General features: G+C 69.9%; 15 protein-coding genes and 2 rRNA genes (1 of these 17 only partly in view). 7 read left to right on the top strand and 10 right to left on the bottom strand.

From position 1 onward, the window contains the following. Positions 1 to 79 precede the first annotated feature (79 nt). Positions 80 to 2,902: a preprotein translocase subunit SecA gene (gene secA / locus RKD23_RS22985; protein ID WP_424855376.1), complete on the bottom strand. Its 2,823-nt coding sequence runs from the start codon at positions 2,900 to 2,902 to the stop codon at positions 80 to 82. A gap of 251 nt (positions 2,903 to 3,153) precedes the next feature. On the opposite strand from secA, the gene RKD23_RS22980 reads away from it, so the two are divergent. Further along, on the top strand, positions 3,154 to 3,729 hold the full coding sequence (locus RKD23_RS22980; protein ID WP_424855375.1) for a GNAT family N-acetyltransferase: 576 nt from the start codon (positions 3,154 to 3,156) through the stop codon (positions 3,727 to 3,729). A gap of 47 nt (positions 3,730 to 3,776) precedes the next feature. Then, complete coding sequence (locus RKD23_RS22975; RefSeq protein WP_424855374.1) at positions 3,777 to 4,949, top strand: winged helix-turn-helix domain-containing protein; 1,173 nt, start codon at positions 3,777 to 3,779, stop codon at positions 4,947 to 4,949. A 51-nt stretch (positions 4,950 to 5,000) separates the two neighbouring features. On the opposite strand, the gene RKD23_RS22970 is transcribed toward RKD23_RS22975, so the two are convergent. The 7 genes from RKD23_RS22970 to mtnA all read right to left on the bottom strand — a co-directional run bounded on the left by RKD23_RS22970 (position 5,001) and on the right by mtnA (position 13,835). Beyond that, positions 5,001 to 5,747 (bottom strand): response regulator, encoded by a 747-nt coding sequence (locus RKD23_RS22970; protein WP_424855373.1) that lies wholly within the window; start codon positions 5,745 to 5,747, stop codon positions 5,001 to 5,003. A gap of 201 nt (positions 5,748 to 5,948) precedes the next feature. Continuing rightward, on the bottom strand, positions 5,949 to 6,638 hold the full coding sequence (gene hpf, locus RKD23_RS22965; protein ID WP_424855372.1) for a ribosome hibernation-promoting factor, HPF/YfiA family: 690 nt from the start codon (positions 6,636 to 6,638) through the stop codon (positions 5,949 to 5,951). A gap of 315 nt (positions 6,639 to 6,953) precedes the next feature. Then, positions 6,954 to 7,835: a ComF family protein gene (locus RKD23_RS22960; protein ID WP_424855371.1), complete on the bottom strand. Its 882-nt coding sequence runs from the start codon at positions 7,833 to 7,835 to the stop codon at positions 6,954 to 6,956. A gap of 157 nt (positions 7,836 to 7,992) precedes the next feature. Further along, a complete protein-coding gene (locus RKD23_RS22955) occupies positions 7,993 to 9,834 on the bottom strand; it encodes an LpqB family beta-propeller domain-containing protein (RefSeq protein WP_424855370.1) in 1,842 nt (613 codons plus the stop codon). Further along, positions 9,824 to 11,857 carry an MtrAB system histidine kinase MtrB gene (gene mtrB, locus RKD23_RS22950; protein WP_424855369.1) on the bottom strand — a complete coding sequence of 678 codons (2,034 nt, stop codon included), beginning with the start codon at positions 11,855 to 11,857 and terminating at the stop codon, positions 9,824 to 9,826. Before mtrB ends, RKD23_RS22955 begins: the two co-directional genes overlap by 11 nt. A gap of 1 nt (position 11,858) precedes the next feature. Further along, a complete protein-coding gene (mtrA, locus tag RKD23_RS22945) occupies positions 11,859 to 12,548 on the bottom strand; it encodes a two-component system response regulator MtrA (protein ID WP_381170004.1) in 690 nt (229 codons plus the stop codon). Positions 12,549 to 12,692: 144 nt separating this feature from the next. Further along, a complete protein-coding gene (gene mtnA, locus RKD23_RS22940) occupies positions 12,693 to 13,835 on the bottom strand; it encodes an S-methyl-5-thioribose-1-phosphate isomerase (RefSeq protein ID WP_424855368.1) in 1,143 nt (380 codons plus the stop codon). 140 nt (positions 13,836 to 13,975) lie between these two features. On the opposite strand from mtnA, the gene RKD23_RS22935 reads away from it, so the two are divergent. The 5 genes from RKD23_RS22935 to RKD23_RS22915 are packed head-to-tail and all read left to right on the top strand — an operon-like array spanning position 13,976 to position 19,550. Continuing rightward, complete coding sequence (locus RKD23_RS22935; protein WP_424855367.1) at positions 13,976 to 15,328, top strand: glycerophosphoryl diester phosphodiesterase membrane domain-containing protein; 1,353 nt, start codon at positions 13,976 to 13,978, stop codon at positions 15,326 to 15,328. Between the two features lie 4 nt (positions 15,329 to 15,332). Next, positions 15,333 to 16,055, top strand: coding sequence for a DUF4129 domain-containing protein (locus RKD23_RS22930; protein WP_424855366.1), 723 nt, complete (start codon positions 15,333 to 15,335; stop codon positions 16,053 to 16,055). Beyond that, positions 16,052 to 17,251 (top strand): DUF4350 domain-containing protein, encoded by a 1,200-nt coding sequence (locus tag RKD23_RS22925; RefSeq protein ID WP_424855365.1) that lies wholly within the window; start codon positions 16,052 to 16,054, stop codon positions 17,249 to 17,251. Before RKD23_RS22930 ends, RKD23_RS22925 begins: the two co-directional genes overlap by 4 nt. Next, positions 17,251 to 18,240, top strand: coding sequence for an AAA family ATPase (locus RKD23_RS22920; RefSeq protein ID WP_424855364.1), 990 nt, complete (start codon positions 17,251 to 17,253; stop codon positions 18,238 to 18,240). The genes RKD23_RS22925 and RKD23_RS22920 overlap by 1 nt, the downstream gene beginning before the upstream one ends. After that, positions 18,240 to 19,550, top strand: a complete 1,311-nt coding sequence (locus tag RKD23_RS22915) for a DUF58 domain-containing protein (RefSeq protein WP_424855363.1) — start codon at positions 18,240 to 18,242, stop codon at positions 19,548 to 19,550. The genes RKD23_RS22920 and RKD23_RS22915 overlap by 1 nt, the downstream gene beginning before the upstream one ends. 105 nt (positions 19,551 to 19,655) lie before the next feature. On the opposite strand, the gene rrf is transcribed toward RKD23_RS22915, so the two are convergent. Together rrf and RKD23_RS22905 are read right to left on the bottom strand one after the other, a co-directional pair. Then, a 5S ribosomal RNA gene (gene rrf / locus RKD23_RS22910) occupies positions 19,656 to 19,772 on the bottom strand. 88 nt (positions 19,773 to 19,860) lie between these two features. Continuing rightward, positions 19,861 to 21,779: ribosomal RNA gene (locus RKD23_RS22905) — 23S ribosomal RNA — on the bottom strand (it continues 1,204 nt past the right edge of the window).

Raw genomic sequence — 21,779 nt, 5'->3', positions numbered from 1 at the left:
TTCAAGGCACTGCTCAAGCCACTGTGGCGCTGCTGCGAAGCCGCAACAGCGTCACGGCGTCACGACACCGCGCTCGACGTCACTTCTTGCGACGACGCCCGCCGGCGCCACGCGCCTGCTTGCGGCGCTCCGCGCGCGTGAGGCCGTCCGCCTCGGAGCGCACCGGCTCGCCGTCCTCGGTGAAGTCGCCCTCGATGGTGCCGCCCTCGCCGTCCACGGTCGGCGCGGAGAAGTGGAGGTTGCGCCGCTGCGGGGCGTCCAGCCCCTTCGCGCGGATCTCCGGACGCGCGCCCGCCTGCGCCGGCACGGAGTCCTGCTTCTCCAGGTCGGCCACCGGCTTGGCGTCCTCGACCGGGACCTCCTCGACCTGCTGCTCGACCTGGACCTCCAGGTTGAACAGGTAGCCGACGGACTCCTCCTTGATGCCCTCCATCATCGCGGTGAACATGTCGAAGCCCTCGCGCTGGTACTCGACCAGCGGGTCCTTCTGCGCCATCGCGCGCAGGCCGATGCCCTCCTGGAGGTAGTCCATCTCGTAGAGGTGCTCGCGCCACTTGCGGTCCAGGACCGACAGCACGACCCGGCGCTCCAGCTCACGCATGATCTCGGAGCCGAGCTGCGCCTCACGCGCCTCGTACTGCTCGCGGATGTCGTCCTTGATGGACTCGGCGACGAACTCGGCGGTGAGCCCGGCCCGGTCGCCGGCCGCCTCCTCCAGCTCCTCGATGGTGACCCGCACCGGGTACAGCTGGCGGAACGCGCCCCACAGCCGGTCCAGGTCCCAGTCCTCGGCGAAGCCCTCGGCGGTCTCGGCCGCGACATAGGCGTCGATGGTGTCGTCCATGAAGTGCTGCACCTGCTCGTGCAGGTCCTCGCCCTCCAGGACGCGGCGCCGCTCGCCGTAGATGACCTCACGCTGGCGGTTGAGGACCTCGTCGTACTTCAGAACGTTCTTACGGGTCTCGAAGTTCTGCGTCTCGACCTGCGACTGCGCGGACGCGATCGCGCGCGTGACCATCTTGTTCTCGATCGGCACGTCGTCCGGAACGTTGGCCATGGACATCACGCGCTCGACCATCTGCGCCTTGAACAGCCGCATCAGGTCGTCGCCCAGCGACAGGTAGAAGCGGGACTCGCCCGGGTCGCCCTGACGGCCGGAACGACCGCGCAGCTGGTTGTCGATACGCCGCGACTCGTGGCGCTCGGTGCCCAGCACGTACAGGCCGCCGAGGGACTCGACCTCGTCCTTCTCGGCCTTGACGGCCTGCTCGGCCCGCTCCAGGGCCGCGGGCAGCGCCGCCGCCCACTCCTCGATGTGCTCCTCGGGGTCGAGGCCGCGCTGGCGCAGCTCCGCCTCGGCGAGGTCCTCGGGGTTGCCGCCGAGCTTGATGTCCGTACCACGGCCGGCCATGTTGGTGGCGACGGTGACGGCGCCCTTGCGGCCGGCCTGGGCGACGATCGTCGCCTCACGGTCGTGCTGCTTGGCGTTGAGCACCTCGTGCTGCACGCCGCGCTTGCTGAGCTGCTGCGAGAGGTACTCGGACTTCTCGACCGAGGTGGTGCCGACGAGGATCGGCTGGCCCTTCTCGTGCTTCTCGACGATGTCGTCGACGACCGCCTCGAACTTGGCGACCTCGGTGCGGTAGATCAGGTCCGACTGGTCCTTGCGGACCATGGGCCGGTTGGTCGGGATCGGGACGACGCCGAGCTTGTAGATCTGGTGGAACTCGGCGGCCTCGGTCATCGCCGTACCGGTCATGCCGGAGAGCTTGTTGTAGAGGCGGAAGAAGTTCTGCAGGGTGATCGTGGCGAGCGTCTGGTTCTCGTCCTTGATCGGCACCCCTTCCTTCGCCTCGATCGCCTGGTGCATGCCCTCGTTGTAGCGGCGGCCGGCGAGGATACGGCCGGTGTGCTCGTCGACGATCATGACTTCGCCGTCGATGACGACGTAGTCCTTGTCCTTCTTGAAGAGTTCCTTGGCCTTGATGGCGTTGTTCAGGTAGCCCACGAGCGGGGTGTTCACCGACTCGTAGAGGTTGTCGATGCCCAGCCAGTCCTCGACCTTGGCGACACCGGATTCGTGGATGGCGACGGTGCGCTTCTTCTCGTCGACGTCGTAGTCGCCGGTTTCCTCGATGCCCTTGAGCGGCTGGCCGGCCTCACCGCGCTTGAGGCGGGTGACCAGCTTGGCGAAGTCGCCGTACCACTTGGTGGCCTGGTCGGCCGGGCCGGAGATGATCAGCGGCGTACGGGCCTCGTCGATGAGGATGGAGTCGACCTCGTCGACGATGGCGAAGTTGTGCCCGCGCTGCACCAGTTCGTCCTTCGACCACGCCATGTTGTCGCGCAGGTAGTCGAAGCCGAACTCGTTGTTCGTGCCGTACGTGATGTCGCACGCGTACTGCTCGCGGCGCTGCGCCGGCGTCATGTTGGCGAGGATGCATCCGACGGACAGGCCCAGGAACCGGTGGACGCGGCCCATCATCTCGGAGTCGCGCTCGGCCAGGTAGTCGTTGACCGTGATGAGGTGAACGCCGTCGCCCGACAGGGCGTTCAGGTAGGCGGGCAGGGTGCCGACCAGCGTCTTGCCCTCACCGGTCTTCATCTCGGCCACGTAGCCGAGGTGCAGCGCGGCGCCACCCATGATCTGGACGTCGTAGTGCCGCTGGCCGAGGACGCGCTTGGCGGCCTCGCGCACGGTGGCGAACGCCTCGGGCAGCAGGTCGTCCAGGCTCTCGCCGTCGGTGTAGCGCTGCTTGTACTCATCGGTGAGGGCCCGCAGCTCGGCGTCGGAGAGGTCGACGAAGTCCTCTTCGATGGAGTTGACCTGGTCCGCGATGCGGTGCAGCTTGCGCAGGATCTTGCCTTCGCCTGCACGCATGATCTTCGAGAGGACGGACACGGGGGTTGGTCTCCTTGCCGGTCGGGCCTGGGACGGTCGGTTTCGATTTGACTTACTGAGCAACGGCCATCGTATGCGAGGACCCGGCTGGGCCGGGAGGCCTGTCGGCCGACGGCTGTTTCACCGAGAACAACGGACGGGGCAATCGGATAGTGCCGCACCGGCGAGAAGAAATGCGCGATATGTGATCGCGCGCTCACACAGGGCGAAACCTGATGGCCCGCGCGCGGCCGGACGAGCAGAATCGGCCGATGGAACCTGTATCGCTCACCACCGAACGCCTCCTGCTGCGCACGGTCGGACCGCAGGACACCGACGCGGTCCTCGCGGCCGCCCAGGACGCCGACATGCAGCGCTGGATCCCCCAGTTCCCGTCGCCGTATCTGCGCGAGCACGCCGAGAGCTTCACGCAGCAGGTGGTGCCCGACGGCTGGACGCACGACTCGATGTACACCTTCGGTGTGTTCCTGCCCCGGGGCGAGCTGGCGGGGATGCTGGGCATCAGCATGCGCGCCCTGGGGGTCGGCGAGGTCGGCTTCTGGGCGGCCAAGGAGCACCGCGGCCGCGGCTACGTCACCGAGGCGACCCTGACCGCCGCCCGCTGGGCCTTCACCTCGCTGGCCGTCGACCGGCTGGAGTGGCGGGCCGAGGTCGGCAACCACCCCTCCCGCGCGGTCGCCGAACGCGTCGGCTTCACCCTGGAGGGAACCCTGCGCTCGGCCATCAACAACAAGGGCGTACGCCGCGACTGCTGGGTCGGCTCACTGCTGCCTTCCGACCTGGGCCTGCCGTCCGCGGCCCCGTACCTGCCGGCGCCCAGGGCGTAGTCGCAGGTCAGGACGCATTGTCAGTGGCAGGCCCTATCGTGCGAGCCATGACGTCCTCGCGCCCGATCGCAGAGCTCTCCGCCGACGAGGCCCGCCGCCTGTCCCTGCGCGCCCAGGGTTTCCTCGGCGCCCCCGACCGCAGATCGGGCGTGCGCGGCGTGCTGCGGCATCTCGGCGCGGTCCAGCTCGACACCATCTCCGTGCTGGCCCGCTCCCATGAGCTGATCCCGTACGCGCGTCTGGGCGCGGTCGGCCGCAGAACCGTCGAGGACGCCTACTGGAAGGACACGCACGCCTTCGAGTACTGGTCGCACGCGGCCTGCATCCTGCCCATCGAGGAGTGGCCGCACTTCGCGTTCCGGCGCCGTGGCTACCGGTCCCGCCCGCAGTGGAACCACGAGCTGCCGGACGGGGTCTACGACCAGGTCGTCAAGCAGCTGCGCGCCGAAGGCCCGCTGACCGCCACCGAGTTGGGCGGCGCCAAGCGCACCAGCGAGTGGTGGGACTGGTCGGGGACGAAGGTCGCCGTCGAGCGCGCGCTGATGTACGGCGAGGTGGTCTGCGTCGAGCGCCGCGGCTGGAAGCGGGTCTACGACCTGGCCGAGCGCGCGGTCCCCGACCATCTGCTGCACGACGAGCTGGACGACACCGAGTGCCTGCGCCGCCTGGTCCGCCTGGCCGGCGAGGCCCTGGGCGTGGGCACGCGCGCGGACATCGCCGACTACCACCGTCTCAAGGGCGAGCAGGTGGACGCGGTGATCGCCGATTCCGGGCTGGTGCCGGTGACGGTGGAGGGCTGGGGCAAGCCGGCCTGGGCGGACCCGGCCGCGCTGGTCACGCCGCCGCGCGGGCGGCACCGTACGACGCTGCTGTCGCCGTTCGACTCACTGATCTGGGAGCGCGCCCGAACCGAGCGGATCTTCGGCTTCACCCATCGGCTGGAGGCGTACGTGCCCAAGCCGAAGCGGATCCACGGCTACTTCGCGATGCCCCTCCTCGCCGGCGGCCGCCTCATCGGCCGGGTGGACCCGGCCCGCGAGGGCCGCACCCTGGTGGCGCGGCAGATCTCTCTGGAGGGCCCGAAGGCGGTCCTCCCGGCGGCGCAGGCGCTGGTCGAGGCGGCGAGATGGGTGGACTGCACGGACGTACGACTGGAGCGGGTGGAGGCTCCCGAGCTGCGCGAACCCCTCACGGTGGAGCTGGCCCGCCTGCTCGGCTGAGCCACAGCCTGGGCCTCGGCCTAGGCCGAGGCTCGGCCGGAGCGGCCGACGTCAGCGGATCTCGAGGATCTTCTCCCGCATCGCGTACACCACGGCCTCCATCCTGGAGTGCAGCTGCAGTTTCTCCAGGATGTTGCGCACATGGTTCTTGACCGTGTTCTCGGAGATGAACAACTCCTTGGCGATATCGCGGTTGTTCATCCCCGTGGCGACGAGTTTGAGAACCTCCAGCTCACGGTCGGTGAGCCGGGGCGCGGGCACGAGCCGTCGCTCGTCGGTGCGCTGGATCATCGACTTGAACTCGGTGAGCAGTTTCGACGCCATGGAGGGGCTGATCTGCGACTGCCCGTCGGCCACCGCGCGAATGGCGGTGGCCACCTCGTCGGTGGAGATCTCCTTGAGGAGATAGCCGGTCGCGCCCGCCTTGATGGCCTCGTAGAGGTCGGCTTCCTCGTCGCTGATCGTCAGCATGATGATCTTCGCGCTGGGGGCCACCTCCTTGATGGAGGTGCACGCCTCGATACCGCCCCGCTTGGGCATCCGTACGTCCATCAGGATGATGTCGGGCAGCAGGTCAGCGGCCTTGTCGACGGCCTCGGCACCGTCACCGGCCTCCCCGACGACCTGGATGTCCTCCTCGGCGGCGAGCACGATCTCCAGGCCGCGCCGGAAGAGGGCATGGTCGTCGACGACCAGGACTCGGATCGGCTCCGCGCGTCGTGGGCCTGTGTCCGGGCCCATGCCGGCGACGCCGTCACCGGCACCCCCGTCATGCATCGGTCCGAAGCTGTCCGCCATCGTTCCTCCCCCTGAAGGCCGTGGCCTGTGGTCCTGAGCCATCGCCAACCCAAGGCAACGGCCCACCGGTTGAGCCGTAGCGGCCATGATTTCATGCCTGGACGACACCGAGGTGACAGAGCGGGGCGCGTGCGGTCGCACACCGGTGCCCCTGGGGGCGCACGCGCGCTCCAGGGGCACCGGATCTGTCATCCGGGTGGCTCAGCCGATCGAACCGCCCGCCTCGGGCGAGGGCGGCTGGGTGACCATTGTGTCGGTGCTGAGGTGGATCACGCCGTAGTCGTAGGCGTGCCGCCGGTAGACGACACTGGGCTCCTTGGTCTCGGAGTCGACGAACAGGTAGAAGTCGTGCCCGACCAGCTCCATCTCGTAGAGGGCCTGGTCGAGGGTCATGGGGGAGGCGACGTGGGTCTTCTCTCGGACGACGAGAGGGCCCTCGCCCTGAATTTCGAGCGAACCGATCTTCTTGGTCGGCACTCCGCCCGGCTCGTCAGCCGAGAAGGCCAGGCCGTTGCCGTTGAGCGTCGCCGCGCCCGGAACGTGGTCGGGGACCTCGGCCGCTGTCAGCCGACGGGACCCGCGGCGCGTGTGACGCTTGTCGTGCTGCCTGCGCAGCCGGGCATCCAGCTTCTCCGCAGCGAGGTCGAGTGCCGCGTACGGGTCGCTGGCCGCTGCCTCTGCCCTGATCACCGGACCGCGGGAGCGGAGCGTGATCTCCACTCGGTCGCAACGGTCGGCCTGTCGGGGGTTGGGCTCCTTGGACACCTCGACGTCGAGGCTGATCACCTTGCCATCGAGCTTCTGGATCTTGTCCAGGTTCAGCTTCTCGGCCACGTGCTTGCGGAACCGCTCGGGCACCTCGGTCTTGCGGCCCTTGACGACGATGTCCACGCAGAACTCCGTTCCCGGATCGCCCCGCTCTCAGTGGCGGAGCATCTCCCTTGTGCACCAGGTTCCGGCCAGTTCCGGAACCGCGGACTCGGTGACTTCCACCTCCTCCTCCCCCATGGGCAAGATCTCCACCCCGCCGCCGCGGTGATTGCGGAAAACCAGCGGCACGGCATTCGGATTTGCGAGGGATGGCCTGCGGCTTTCTCTCACAACCGAACATATCTCGCCCGGACGGATGTCGTCACCCTCTACAGCGCCGTACCTCCGTTCAGGTGAATTGACGCTCTCATTACCTGCAACGATGCAACTTCTCAGTCAGTTCCGGTTTATAGCGAAAGCATCAGGCGAGGCTGCGACCACAGCCGCGCAGACCGCGTCTCCGGCTGTGTTCGACGCTGACATTCCCGGTGCGCCACCTCGTCCGCCCGTGCTCCCTTCTGTCCCTCCCGTCATCTGTTCCCCTGTCCTTTCCCGACTCACCCCCGCGTACACGGCCGTCATCACATCGCGGTACCCAGAACCGGCCACGGCCTCCGCCCCGTCCAGGGCCTCCCGCACGGCTCGCGCCGCCTCCCCCAGCGACGCCCCGGTGGTCATCAGGTCGTCGACGAGCACCACCGCGCCGCCCCGCAACAACCCGGCCCCGCCGCGCACCACGGTCAGCGCGCCGGAGAGATTGCGCTGCCGCTGCCGGGAGTTGAGCCCCGCCTGGTCGGCCACCGGCCGGCGCTGCCGCAGCACGGACACCACCCGGACCGGTGTGCCGCCCCGCCGCAGCTCCCCGGCCGCCGCCAGCGCGATCCGCCGCGCCGGATCGTGCCCCCGCGCCCGCACGACCCCACGCCCGGACGGCACAGGCACCAGCAGCACCGGCCGGTCGGGCCCGAGCCCCGAGGCCACCTGACGGGGCAGGCCGGCCCGTACGGAGCCCGCGAGGGCCGCGCCCAGAGGCCGGGCCAGGGACAGGGCCCCGCGCTCCTTGTGGGCCAGCAGCACGGCCCGTACCTCGTCCTCGTACCGGGCGGCCGCGTGCACGGTCGGCAGCCCCGTCGGCTCGGGCACCGGCCGCACCCGGCGCGGTGCGGCACCGCTCAGGACGGCACGGCACTCCGGGCAGAGCACCGTACGCGGCCTGCCACAGCCTGCGCACTCGGCCGGCAGCACCAGATCCGTCAGGTCCTGCCACCACCCCCGCATGGCCACCACTGTGCCAACGCCCGCGCCGACCGGCCACCCCTGTGGATAACTCCCTGTGGAAAACTCCGCCGCCCCCGAGGGACCGCACGAAAACGGCCGCCCCGCCGGACTCCAGCCCGGCAGAACGGCCGTGAACGCCGCGCACAACCTCAGCGCATCACCCGGGGTACACCGGCGCCGAGCCGTCCTTGACGACCTTCTGCCACTGCTCTCCCGTGGGCATCCGCACGATCCCGTCCTCCGAGTGGGCCACCAGCGGCGCCCCGCCGTCCTCGGTCCCGGCGATCTCCTCCACGCCGGTGAGCGCAGCGGGCGCCGGGGCCTCCGGGGTGGAGCCGTCGACCTGGACGTACTGCATCTGCTGCACGCCCCCCTGCTCGGTGCCCACCACCACCAGCCGGCTCTCGCCGACCCAGGACATGGTCGTGACCTCCTCCAACACCGGTGTGGCGGAGCGCAGTTCGATCACCGACATACGGGCCCGCTCATCGGACTCGGCCGGCTTGTCGGACCGCTCTATGCGCCCGATCAGCAGCGACTGCCGCTTGTCCTTCTCCACCACGAGAGCGATCCGCACCCCGTCGGCGGCCACCCGCAGCGAGTCGATACGGCCGTCGAGCCCGGGCGTCTCCACCTCCAGCGGCTTGCCCTTGCCGTCGTCGAACACCAGCAGCCGCGGGCGCTTCGGGTCCCGGTCGGCCACCCACAGGTTCCCCGCGGCGTCCCAGCTCGGCGCGGTGAGCCGGTCGGTCTCCGCCTTGCCCTGGCTGACCAGCAGGGGCTCACCGAGCGCACCCTCGGACTCCAGCGCCGAGACGTACAGCTCCTGGCGGTCCAGGCTCACCCCGGCCGCGAGGTCCTCGCGCCGCGACACCGCGGCCGCCCACAGCTGCTTCGCCCCGGTGCCGAGCGCGCCCGGCACCGCCGGCGCCTCCTTGTCCTCGCTGCCTGCCGGCATCCGTACCAGCCGGTGCCTGCCGTCCAGGAAGTACAGGTAGCCCGGACGCTCGGTCGCACCGCGCGCGGCCGCCGCCTCCGCGCCGTCGTCGGTGACCAGGCACAGCTGCCGGCCGGCCGCCTCCAGCTCGATCTGGTCCACGGCGGAGGTGAGGTTCTGCAGCGTGAACAGCAACTGCGCCGCCATCTCACGGCACTTGGCCGGCCCGACCCGCGCGGCGCTGTCGTTCAGCGGCACGGTCAGCTTGTTCTGATCGTCGGGCGCCAGCGACTCCACGCCGGCCTTGAGCTTCGCGCCGGTGGGAAAGCTCGTCCTGACGACCTGATCGAGCCACACCGTGGGGCCGTCCAGCAGCGAACGCACCATGTGCGTCATGGGGTCCACGCGCTCGCGTACGTACACCGGGTCGGCCACGGCCATCGGCCGCGACGGCGTCCCCGCCACGCCGTTGGAGGCGAAGTAGTACTTGTTGACGGACATGTAGTTGCGCTGGAAGTCCGACTGGCCGATCACGATGCCCTGCGGCGGCCTGGTGATGCGCCACTGCCCGGTCTTCTTGCTGCGCGACAGCTGGATCTGCCGCCGGTAGTCGCCCCCGGCCGGGCTGTACGACTCCTGCGCGTCGAGCGCGCCGATCTGGGTGCCGCTCAGCGTCACGTAGTAGGAGGACCCGCTGTCCCGGTTCTCCGCGGCGTCGACGTAGGTCTCCATGCCGTTGGCGAGGACCGTGGTGGAGCGCTCCGGCTCCCACTTCTTCGCCGCCGCGGGGGTCAGATACAGCTTCGCCGTCTCGTAGTGCGGGTCGTCGCTGGTCAGGGCCTCCAGGAAGCCGTCCACGATGTCCTGCGGGGTGGCGTCCTCCGCCGGCGGCACCGCGAACACCCGTACCTGCGAGTCCTGCCGCGGCGTGTAGTCCACCCCGCGCAGCTCCCCCTCGTCCGGCATCGACGCGCATCCGGACAGCAGTACGACACCACAGGCGGCGTAGGCCACCGCGCGCCGCGGCATCCGCCGGGCGCCCCCCTCGCGGTCAGCGCCCACGAAATGCCTCCCCATGCTCGTCCGGCTCCGTCTGTGCCGTACCCGGCCGCGACGCGGGCGGCTCGTCCGCCGGCCGTACGCCGCCCGGGGGGCGGGACACCACGCGCGCGCCGTTGCCCGGCAGCGCGGTGGGGTCGGCCGACGGGGGTGCGGCGGTCGTGAGCGGCCCGATCCGGTCCAGCGGAGCCTGACCGGTCGGCTGCTGCGCGGGCACGGTGGCGCTCTTCTCCCCGTGCGGCAGCCCCGCCCCGTCCAGTCCGCGGTTGCGCCGCGAGTCCTTGGGCTCCAGCGGTATCGGCGAGCCCCGCAGCGGCTCGTCCGCGGTGCGCGGCAGCGTCAGCCGGAACTGCGACCCGCCGCCCGGCTCACCCCACGCCTGCAGCCAGCCGCCGTGCAGCCGGGCGTCCTCCAGGGCGATGGACAGGCCCAGACCCGTACCGCCGGTGGTACGCGCGCGTGCCGGGTCGGCGCGCCAGAAGCGGCTGAACACGCGCGTGGCCTCGCCGGGCTTGAGTCCGACGCCGTAGTCGCGCACCGCGACCGCGACCGCCCCGCCCGCCGCGGCCAGCTTGACCACGACGTCCCTGCCCTCGCCGTGCTCCACGGCGTTGACGACGAGGTTGCGCAGCACGCGCTCCACCCGCCGGGCGTCCGCCTCGGCGACGACGGGCTGCTGGTCGCCCACGACCCGGATCTCGGTGCCCTTGCGGTCTGCGAGCGGCGCGGCCCCGCTGACCACCCGCCGTACGACCTCCCTGAGGTCGATCGGCTCCGCCTCCAGCGCCGCCGCGCCCGCGTCGAACCGGCTGATCTCCAGCAGGTCCGCGAGCAGCGACTCGAACCGGTCGAGCTGGTCGGCGAGCAGCTCCGCCGACCGCGCGGTCACCGGGTCGAAGTCCTCGCGCGCCTCATGGATGACATCGGCGGCCATCCGCACGGTCGTCAGCGGCGTCCGCAGCTCGTGGGACACGTCCGACACGAACCGCCGCTGCATCCTCGACAGGTCCTCCAACTGCTGGATCTTCAGCTGGAGGTTCTGCGCCATCTTGTTGAAGGCCTCGCCCAGACGCGCGATGTCGTCCTCGCCGGTGACCTTCATCCGCTCCTGGAGCCGCCCGGCCGACAGCCGCTCGGCGACCCCCGCGGCCATCCGCACCGGCGTGACGACCTGCCGCACCACCAGCCAGGCGATCGCCCCGAGCAGGACGACGACGAAGACGCCGGCGGTCGCCAGCGTGCCCTTGACCAGGCTGAGCGACTTCTCCTCCTGCGTGAGCGGGAAGAGGTAGTACAGCTGGTACGGGTCGCCGTTGGGGTCGTTGACCTCCTTGCCGATGACGAGCGCCGGCTGGGACTCCTTGCCGCGCTCGCTGTAGTACACGCGCGTGTACTTCTGCGCGGCCTCGCCGTCCCCGATGCGCTCGCGCAGGTCCGCGGGGATGCTCTTGTCGGGCTTCACACCGCCGGAGGCCCGCGGACTGCGCCCGCTGCCGCCGTCGTCCCCGACGGGCATGGTCACCACGTCGAACGCGCCCTGACCGCCGCTGGAGAGCGAGCCGACAAGGTCGCTCATCCACTGGATGACGTTCTGCTCCGGCCGGCCGTCCACACCGGGCGCGTCGTCGGCGGTGGCGCTGGCGGTCTCGTCGGCCCTCTGCTTGGCCACCGTGAAGCCGCCCGTGGCCTGGCTCTGGGCGGCCTTCACCTTGGCGTCCAGCAGGCCGTTGCGCACCTGCCCGATCACGACGAAGCCGAGCAGCAGTACGACGCCCAGCGACATCAGCAGGGTAGTGACGACGACCTTGAGCTGGATGTTGCGCCGCCACAGCCGCATCACCGGCAGCAGCGGCCGGCGCACCCAGCGCATGAACAACCTCAGGACCGGGCTGCCCTGGACTCCGCCCTGCAGCAGCCCGCCCTCCAGGAACCGTCCCCAGCGCGAGGACGCCGTCCTCCGGCCGACAGGCCGCCCCGGACGGGCCCCGGAGCGTCCGGGGGCCGAAGCGGCGCTGTCCCCGGACATGTCAGCTCGGTCCGGCCTTGTAACCGACGCCACGGACGGTCACCACGATCTCCGGCCGCTCCGGGTCCTTCTCGACCTTCGAGCGCAGCCGCTGCACATGTACGTTCACCAGGCGCGTGTCCGCCGCGTGCCGGTAGCCCCACACCTGCTCCAGGAGCACCTCACGCGTGAACACCTGCCACGGCTTGCGTGCCAGTGCCACCAGCAGGTCGAACTCCAGCGGCGTCAGCGCGATCGACTGCCCCTCCCGCTTCACGGAGTGCCCGGCCACGTCGATCACCAGGTCACCGATGGCGAGCTGCTCCGGCGCCGGCTCCTCCGACCTGCGCAGCCGCGCCCGGATACGGGCCACCAGCTCCTTGGGCTTGAACGGCTTGACGATGTAGTCGTCGGCCCCGGACTCGAGCCCCACCACCACATCGACGGTGTCGCTCTTGGCCGTCAGCATCACGATCGGCACCCCGGACTCCGCCCTGATCAGGCGGCACACCTCGATGCCGTCGCGGCCGGGCAGCATCAGATCCAGCAGCACCAGATCCGGCTTGGCCTCGCGGAAAGCGGCCAGCGCCTTGTCGCCGTCGGCTACGAAAGACGGCTCAAAACCTTCCCCGCGCAGCACGATGCCCAGCATCTCGGCCAGTGCGCTGTCGTCGTCGACGACAAGGACTCGTCCCTTCATAAACGACATCATCCCATTCTCATAACGGCGACAGACACGCTGGTGAGCGAGGTCACTGGCCAGTGACGATAGTCGTACGACGCGGTCACTGTCTGCCCGTGCCCGCCGGGGCGGACGCCGACGGCGTCCGCTTCCCCCGGCGAGCACGGCCCCGGCCTAGGCGATCGGCACCTGACCGGACCTGGCGCACAGCTCGGCCAGCCCCTCGGCCGTCACGGGCGAAACGGCACCCTCTTCGGTGACGATCGCCGTCACCAGCTCCGGCGGCGTCACATCGAAGGCAGGGTTGTACGCCTGCGTCCCCAGCGGCGCCACCGCGATCCCGCCACCCTGTGCGGACACCGACACCTGAGGCGCTGTGACCTCGGTCACCTCGAAGCCGGGGCGCTGCTCGACCTCGATCGACGCCCCGTCGGGCGTCCCCAGATCCACGGTGGTCACCGGCGCCACCACGATGAACGGCACATGGTGATAGCGAGCGAGCACCGCGAGCGGATAGCTCCCCACCTTGTTCGCCACCGACCCGTCGGCCGCGATGCGGTCCGCCCCGATCAGCACCGCGTCCACCTCCCCTGCCGCGAACAGCGAACCCGCCGCGTTGTCCGTGAGCAGGGTGTACGCCATGCCGCTGCGCGCCGCCTCGTACGCCGTCAGGCGAGCACCCTGCAGCAACGGCCGCGTCTCGTCGACCCACAGCCGCCTGAGCTCTCCCTGCCGGTGCGCGGCGAGCGCCACCGCGAACGCCGTGCCCTCACCGCCCGACACCAGCGACCCGGTGTTGCAGTGCGTGAGGATCCGGTGCCCGCCACCGGGCAGCAGCTCGTCGAGCAGCGCCAGCCCGTGCGCGGCCATCCGGGCGCTTGCCTCGGCGTCCTCCCGGTGCAGCTGCCGTGCCGCCGCCAGGGCGGCCACCGCGGCCTGCTCCGGACCGGCACCGCGGGCGACCGCCTCCTGATGCGCGGCCTGCGCGCGGCGCACACCGACCGACAGGTTCACCGCGGTCGGCCGGGCCCCGGCCAGCGCGACGGCGGCCTCGTCCACGTCGAAGCCACGGGCGGCGGCGAGCGCGACACCGTACGCCCCCGCGATCCCGAGCAGCGGCGCCCCGCGCACGGCGAGCGAACGGATCGCCTCCACCAGCGCGGGCACGTCCGTGCACACCAACTCGACTTCCTCGGTGGGCAGCCGCGTCTGGTCGAGCAGGACCACCACGGGCCCTTCGGGCGGCTCCTCCCAACGGATGACAGGTATTCCGGTCGGCCGGCCGTCCTCGCCGGATTGCGCGTACTGATCAGCCATGCGGTCAGTCTGCCCCGTATCCGGCGGACAATTGAAGGTGCACAGCCCCTACCGCGGCCGGTCCCTCCCCGACGGCCCCATGGCACGATGTTGGCCAACCTGCCGCCGCGACCGCGGACGGGCACCGTGAAGGAGCGACGATGAACGACACTCCGGGCTGGGCCTCGCCCGGATCCGCCCCGTCCGACGGGCAGCAACCCGGCGCATCCGGCTCCCCCGAGCCCGCCGACCGCCCGACCCCCACGCAGCCCGCCGACCAGCCGCCGGCACCCGCCCAGCCGGCTGACCAGCCACCGACACCCGGCGCGCAGTGGTCGCAGCACCAACCGCCACCCGGACAGTGGTCCGCGCCCACTGGCCAGGGCCGGACCCCACCGCCCCCACCGCCAGGCCCGGGCTGGGGCACCCCGCCCCCCGGCGCCCCCGGCGGCTGGGGAGGCCCCGCAGGTCCGGGCGGGTACGGCGGCCAGCCCGGCGCCCCTGGCGGCTGGAGCACCCCCTGGGGCGGCCCGCCGCCCGCGGCCAAGCCCGGCGTGATCCCGCTGCGCCCCCTCGGCGTCGGCGAGATCCTCGACGGAGCCGTCTCCACCATGCGCACCTACTGGCGCACGGTCCTCGGCATCTCGCTGACCATCGCGGTCCTCACCGAGATCGTCGTCATCCTGCTCCAGGGCTTCGTCCTGAACGACACCACCAGCACCGACAGCCTCAGCGACCCCGACGCCAGCCTCGAAGAGGTCACCCGCGCCATGGGCGAGAGCCTGCTCGGCCTGGCACTGCTGTCCCTGGTGACACTGATCGCCACGGTCGCGGTGACCGCCCTGCTCACCGCCGTCACCAGCCGCGCCGTCCTCGGCAAGCCCGTCACCGCCAAGGAGGCCTGGCGCGACGCCCGCCCGCAGGTGCTCAAGCTGCTCGGCCTGCTCCTGCTGCTGCCGCTCATCGCCACCGGCATCTTCGCCGTGGGCCTTCTGCCCGGCGCCCTCGCCGGGCTGGCCGGCTCCCCGCCCGCCGCGGTCACGCTCGTCTTCCTGGGCTTCGCCGGGGCTTTCGTCCTCGTGCTGTGGCTGATGATCCGCTTCTCGCTGGCCTCGCCCGCCCTGATGCTCGAGAAGCAGAGCATCAGGAAGGCCATGAGCCGCTCGGTGAAGCTCGTCCGCGGCTCCTGGTGGCGCGTCTTCGGCATCCAGCTGCTCGCCGTGATCATCGCCAACGTCGTCGCCATGGTCATCGCCATACCGTTCGCTGTCGTCGCCCTGCTCGTCAGCGACGACGGCGTCAGCAACCTCCTCACCGGCAACGCCGAGTTCGGCTGGACGTACCTCATCATCAGCGGCATCGGCTCGGTGATCGGCTCCATGATCACGTACCCGATCTCGGCCGGCGTGACCGTGCTCCTCTACATCGACCAGCGCATCCGCCGCGAGGCCCTCGACCTCGACCTGGCCCGCGCCGCCGGCGTCCAGGGCCACGGCGCCCCCACCGGGAGCTGATGCGGTGATCCTGACGGGGGGAGTTCTCACAGCGCTGCCCATCCTGGCGCGAACCGGCGACACCAAGCCGCCCCTGACCGTCCCGCGCGACCCCGCGCGGGAGGCGGCCCGGCGCGAGCTGGCCAAGCGGATGTACCACGAGAACGAACCGAGCCTGCTGGAACGCGCCTTCGACGCCTTCTGGGACTGGCTCGGCAGCACCTTCGAGGCAGCAGGCGGCCTCGCCCCCGGCGGGACACTCGGACTCGTCGTCATCGTGCTGGCCGTCCTCGCCGCGCTCGGCGCCCTGTGGTGGCGCCTGGGCACCCCGCAGCGCGGCCCCGTCTCCACCCCCGCCCTGTTCGACGACCGCCCCCGCAGCGCCGCCGAACACCGCGCGGCAGCGGAGGCACACGCCGCCCAGGGCCACTTCGACCAGGCCGTCCAGGAACGCATGCGGGCCATCGTCCGCTCCCTGGAGGAACGCGCCCTGCTCGACGCACGGCCCGGCCGCACCGCCGACGAGGCGGCCGCCGCCGCGGGCCGCGCCCTGCCCGCCCACACCGACCGACTGCGCGCCGCCGCCCGGCACTTCGACGACGTCACATACGGCGGCCGCACAGCGACCGAGACGTCGTACCGCGACATCGCCGAACTCGACCGCGACCTGGAACGCACCAAACCCCGGCTGAGCGAGAGCAGTACGGCGACCACGGCCGACAACAGCCGCCAGGGAGCAGCCGGATGACCGCTGACACCACGCTCCCCACCACGTCCGTCTCCCCCACCGCCCGCCAGGTCTGGACCCGCACGCGGGGCATCGCCCTCGCGCTCGCGCTGCTCGTCGCCGGAGCGGTGGTCCTCGCTCTCATCCGCTCCGACACCCGCACCGGCGCCCTCGACCCGCGCTCCGCCACCCCGCAGGGCAGCCGGGCCGTCGCCGAACTCCTCGCCGACCGCGGCGTCGACACCCGCACGGTCACCACCCTCGACGCGGCCCGCGCCGCGGTGGCACCCGACACGACCCTCCTGGTCGCCGTACCCGACCTGCTGACCGACCGTCAACAGGCCCGGCTGCTCCTCGCGACCGCCGCCTCCGGCGGGCGCACCGTCCTCGTCGCCCCCGGCATCGCCTCCGTGGAAGGCCTCGCTCCCGGGGTCACCGCGGACCCCGCGACCAGCATCGACACCACGCTCTCCGCCGACTGCCCGCTCCCCGAGGCCCGCCGCGCGGGCGACGCCGACACCGGCGGCATCCGCTACACCGTCACCCGCCCCGACGCCGACGAGTGCTACCCGAGCAGACGCCTGCCCACCCTCGTCCGCATCCCCGACACGACCGGGGACGGCGACACGGTCGTCCTCGGCGCCACGGACATCCTCGTCAACGAACATCTCGACGAGCAGGGCAACGCCTCGCTCGCCCTCCAACTCCTCGGCTCCCGGCCCCATCTCGTCTGGTACCTCCCCTCGCTCTCCGACAGCTCGGCCACCGACACCGGCGACGACGAGCGCGGCTTCTTCGACCTGCTCCCCTCGGGCTGGCTCTGGGGCACCCTGCAACTCTTCATCGCCGCAGCCCTCGCCGCCCTCTGGCGGGCACGCCGACTGGGCCCCCTCGTGCCCGAACAACTCCCCGTGGCGATCCGCGCCTCCGAAACCGTCGAAGGCCGAGCCCGCCTCTACCGCAAGGCCAACGCCCGCGACCGCGCGGCCGCCGCTCTTCGCTCCACCACCCGCACCCGCCTCGCTCCCCTCGTAGGCGTCCCCGTCTCCCAGGCACACTCCCCCGAAGCCCTGCTGCCCGCTCTGTCCACCCACCTCCACCGGGACGGACAGCCCCTGCACATCCTCCTCTTCGGTGCGCCGCCCAGCGACGACGCGGCTCTGATCGCACTCACCGACCAACTCGACGCCCTCGAAAGAGAGGTACGCCGTCCATGATGGACCCGACCACTGACAACGCCGGGCAGACCGGGCATTCGGGCGACCCCCGGGCCGCTCTGGAGGCCCTGCGCGCCGAGATCGCCAAGGCCGTGGTCGGCCAGGACCCCGCCGTCACCGGTCTCGTAGTCGCCCTCCTCTGCCGCGGACACGTTCTCCTTGAAGGAGTCCCTGGAGTCGCCAAAACGTTGCTCGTCCGCGCGCTCGCATCTTCACTGGAACTTGACACCAAGCGCGTCCAGTTCACCCCCGACCTCATGCCGAGCGACGTCACGGGCTCCCTCGTCTACGACGCCCGCACCGCCGAGTTCTCCTTCCAGCCCGGCCCTGTCTTCACCAACCTCCTTCTCGCCGACGAGATCAACCGCACGCCCCCGAAGACCCAGTCGTCCCTCCTGGAGGCCATGGAGGAACGCCAGGTCACCGTCGACGGCACCCCCCGCCTGCTCCCCGACCCGTTCCTGGTCGCCGCGACCCAGAACCCGGTCGAGTACGAGGGCACGTACCCCCTCCCCGAAGCCCAACTGGACCGGTTCCTGCTGAAGCTGACGGTCCCTCTGCCCTCACGCCAGGACGAGATCGACGTCCTCACCCGCCACGCAGCCGGCTTCAACCCGCGCGACCTCAAGGCCGCCGGCGTACGCCCTGTCGCGACCGCCGCCGACCTGGAAGCCGCCCGCGCCGCCGTCGCCAAGACGACCGTCTCCCCCGAGATCACCGCCTACGTCGTCGACATCTGCCGCGCCACCCGCGAGTCGCCCTCCCTCACCCTGGGCGTCTCCCCCCGCGGCGCCACCGCCCTCCTCGCCACCTCGCGCGCGTGGGCATGGCTCACCGGCCGCGACTACGTCACCCCCGACGACGTCAAGGCCCTCGCCCTCCCGACCCTCCGCCACCGCGTCCAACTGCGCCCCGAAGCCGAGATGGAAGGCGTGACCGCCGACTCGGTCATCACCGCGATCCTGTCCCACGTCCCCGTCCCCCGCTGATGGCACTCACCGGACGCGCCGCCCTCCTCGCGGCCCTCGGCTCCCTCCCCATCGGCATCTGGGAACCCAGCTGGACGGGCATCCTCGCCGTGAACGGCCCCCTCGCCCTGGCCTGCGCCTGCGACTACGCCCTGGCGGCCCCCGTACGCCGCCTCGGCCTCACCCGCTCCGGCGACACCTCGGTCCGCCTCGGCGACACCGCCGACGTGACCCTCACGGTCACCAACCCGTCCCGCCGCCCCCTGCGCGCCCACCTCCGCGACGCCTGGCCCCCCAGCAGCTGGCAGCCCGGCACCGAGGTCGAGGCCTCCCGCCACCGCCTGACGGTCCCCGCAGGCGAACGCCGCCGCGCCACCACCCGCCTACGGCCCACCCGCCGAGGCGACCGCCGAGCCGACCGCGTCACCATCCGCTCCTACGGCCCCCTCGGCCTTTTCACCCGCCAGGGCACCCACGTCGTCCCCTGGAAGGTACGCGTCCTGCCCCCGTTCACCAGCCGCAAGCACCTGCCCTCGAAGCTGGCCCGCCTGCGCGAACTCGACGGCCGCACCAGCGTCCTGCAACGCGGCGAGGGCACGGAATTCGACAGCCTCCGCGAGTACGTCCCCGGCGACGACACCCGCTCCATCGACTGGCGCGCCACCGCCCGCCAGACCACGGTCGCCGTACGCACCTGGCGCCCTGAGCGCGACCGCCACATCCTCCTGGTCCTCGACACCGGCCGCACCTCAGCAGGCCGCGTGGGAGACGCCCCACGCCTCGACGCCTCGATGGACGCCGCACTGCTCCTGGCCGCCCTGGCCTCCCGCGCCGGCGACCGAGTCGACATGCTGGCCTACGACCGCCGCATCCGCGCTCTCGTCCAGGGCCGCACGGCAGGAGACCTCCTCCCATCCCTGGTCAACGCCATGGCCACCCTGGAACCCGAGCTCCTCGAGACCGACGCCCGAGGCCTTACGGCCACTGCCCTACGGTCCGCCCCGCGCCGCTCCCTGATCGTCCTGCTGACCACCCTCGACGCGGCCCCGATCGAGGAGGGCCTCCTCCCCGTCCTCGGCCAACTCACCCAGCGCCACACCGTCCTGCTGGCATCGGTGGCCGACCCGCACATCGCCGGCATGGCCAAAGCGAGGGGCAGCACGGACGCGGTCTACGAAGCCGCAGCCGCCGCCCAGGCCCAGGCGGAGCGCAACCGCACCACTGAGCAACTCCGCCGCCACGGCGTCACAGTCGTCGACGCCACCCCGGACGAACTCGCTCCGGCACTGGCGGACGCCTACCTGGCGTTGAAGACGGCCGGCCGGCTTTGAGAGCAGGGGCTCTCTTCAGAGAGCCCCTCTTAGTCCTAGGGCATGTATTTTCCCGTAAACGCAGAAAACCCCGCACCGTAAGGTGCGGGGTTTTCTTGAATGATTGTTCGGCGGCGTCCTACTCTCCCACAGGGTCCCCCCTGCAGTACCATCGGCGCTGTAAGGCTTAGCTTCCGGGTTCGGAATGTAACCGGGCGTTTCCCCTACGCTATGACCACCGAAACACTATGAAACTGTCAACCGCACCACGCCTGTGACATACGTGGGGTTGTTCGTGGTTTCAGAACCAACACAGTGGACGCGAGCAACTGAGGACAAGCCCTCGGCCTATTAGTACCGGTCAACTCCACACGTTACCGTGCTTCCATATCCGGCCTATCAACCCAGTCGTCTACTGGGAGCCTTACCCCATCAAGTGGGTGGGAGTCCTCATCTCGAAGCAGGCTTCCCGCTTAGATGCTTTCAGCGGTTATCCCTCCCGAACGTAGCCAACCAGCCATGCCCTTGGCAGAACAACTGGCACACCAGAGGTTCGTCCGTCCCGGTCCTCTCGTACTAGGGACAGCCCTTCTCAAGACTCCTACGCGCACAGCGGATAGGGACCGAACTGTCTCACGACGTTCTAAACCCAGCTCGCGTACCGCTTTAATGGGCGAACAGCCCAACCCTTGGGACCGACTCCAGCCCCAGGATGCGACGAGCCGACATCGAGGTGCCAAACCATCCCGTCGATATGGACTCTTGGGGAAGATCAGCCTGTTATCCCCGGGGTACCTTTTATCCGTTGAGCGACGGCGCTTCCACAAGCCACCGCCGGATCACTAGTCCCGACTTTCGTCCCTGCTCGACCCGTCGGTCTCACAGTCAAGCTCCCTTGTGCACTTACACTCAACACCTGATTGCCAACCAGGCTGAGGGAACCTTTGGGCGCCTCCGTTACCCTTTGGGAGGCAACCGCCCCAGTTAAACTACCCATCAGACACTGTCCCTGATCCGGATCACGGACCCAGGTTAGACATCCAGCACGACCAGACTGGTATTTCAACGACGACTCCACCCACACTGGCGTGTGAGCTTCAAAGTCTCCCAGCTATCCTACACAAGCCGAACCGAACACCAATATCAAACTGTAGTAAAGGTCCCGGGGTCTTTCCGTCCTGCTGCGCGAAACGAGCATCTTTACTCGTAGTGCAATTTCACCGGGCCTATGGTTGAGACAGTCGAGAAGTCGTTACGCCATTCGTGCAGGTCGGAACTTACCCGACAAGGAATTTCGCTACCTTAGGATGGTTATAGTTACCACCGCCGTTTACTGGCGCTTAAGTTCTCAGCTTCGCAACCCCGAAAGGTCACTAACCGGTCCCCTTAACGTTCCAGCACCGGGCAGGCGTCAGTCCGTATACATCGCCTTACGGCTTCGCACGGACCTGTGTTTTTAGTAAACAGTCGCTTCTCGCTGGTCTCTGCGGCCACACCCAGCTCACCGTGTAAAACGGATCACCAGACATGGCCCCCCTTCTCCCGAAGTTACGGGGGCATTTTGCCGAGTTCCTTAACCATAGTTCACCCGAACGCCTCGGTATTCTCTACCTGACCACCTGAGTCGGTTTAGGGTACGGGCCGCCATGAAACTCGCTAGAGGCTTTTCTCGACAGCATAGGATCATCCACTTCACCACAATCGGCTCGGCATCAGGTCTCAGACTATGTGCAAGGCGGATTTGCCTACCTTGCGTCCTACACCCTTACCCCGGGACAACCACCGCCCGGGATGGACTACCTTCCTGCGTCACCCCATCACTCACCTACTACCAACTTGGGCCGGCGGCTCCACCACTCCCCTTCACCCGAAGGCTCCAGGGCGGCTTCACGGCCTTAGCATCACTGGATTCGATGTTTGACGCTTCACAGCGGGTACCGGAATATCAACCGGTTATCCATCGACTACGCCTGTCGGCCTCGCCTTAGGTCCCGACTTACCCTGGGCAGATCAGCTTGACCCAGGAACCCTTAGTCAATCGGCGCAAACGTTTCTCACGTTTGTATCGCTACTCATGCCTGCATTCTCACTCGTCAACCGTCCACAACTCGCTTCCGCGGCTGCTTCACCCGGCAGACGACGCTCCCCTACCCATCCCAGCCTCCGTTGGGAGTACATGCTGGAATGACACGACTTCGGCGGTACGCTTGAGCCCCGCTACATTGTCGGCGCGGAATCACTAGACCAGTG

This window comes from Streptomyces sp. SAI-170 (assembly GCF_049739565.1).
In the GTDB taxonomy this organism is placed as follows: domain Bacteria; phylum Actinomycetota; class Actinomycetes; order Streptomycetales; family Streptomycetaceae; genus Streptomyces.
Note: the sequence above shows the minus strand (reverse complement) of the source record. Positions and strands in the feature narration are given on the sequence as shown.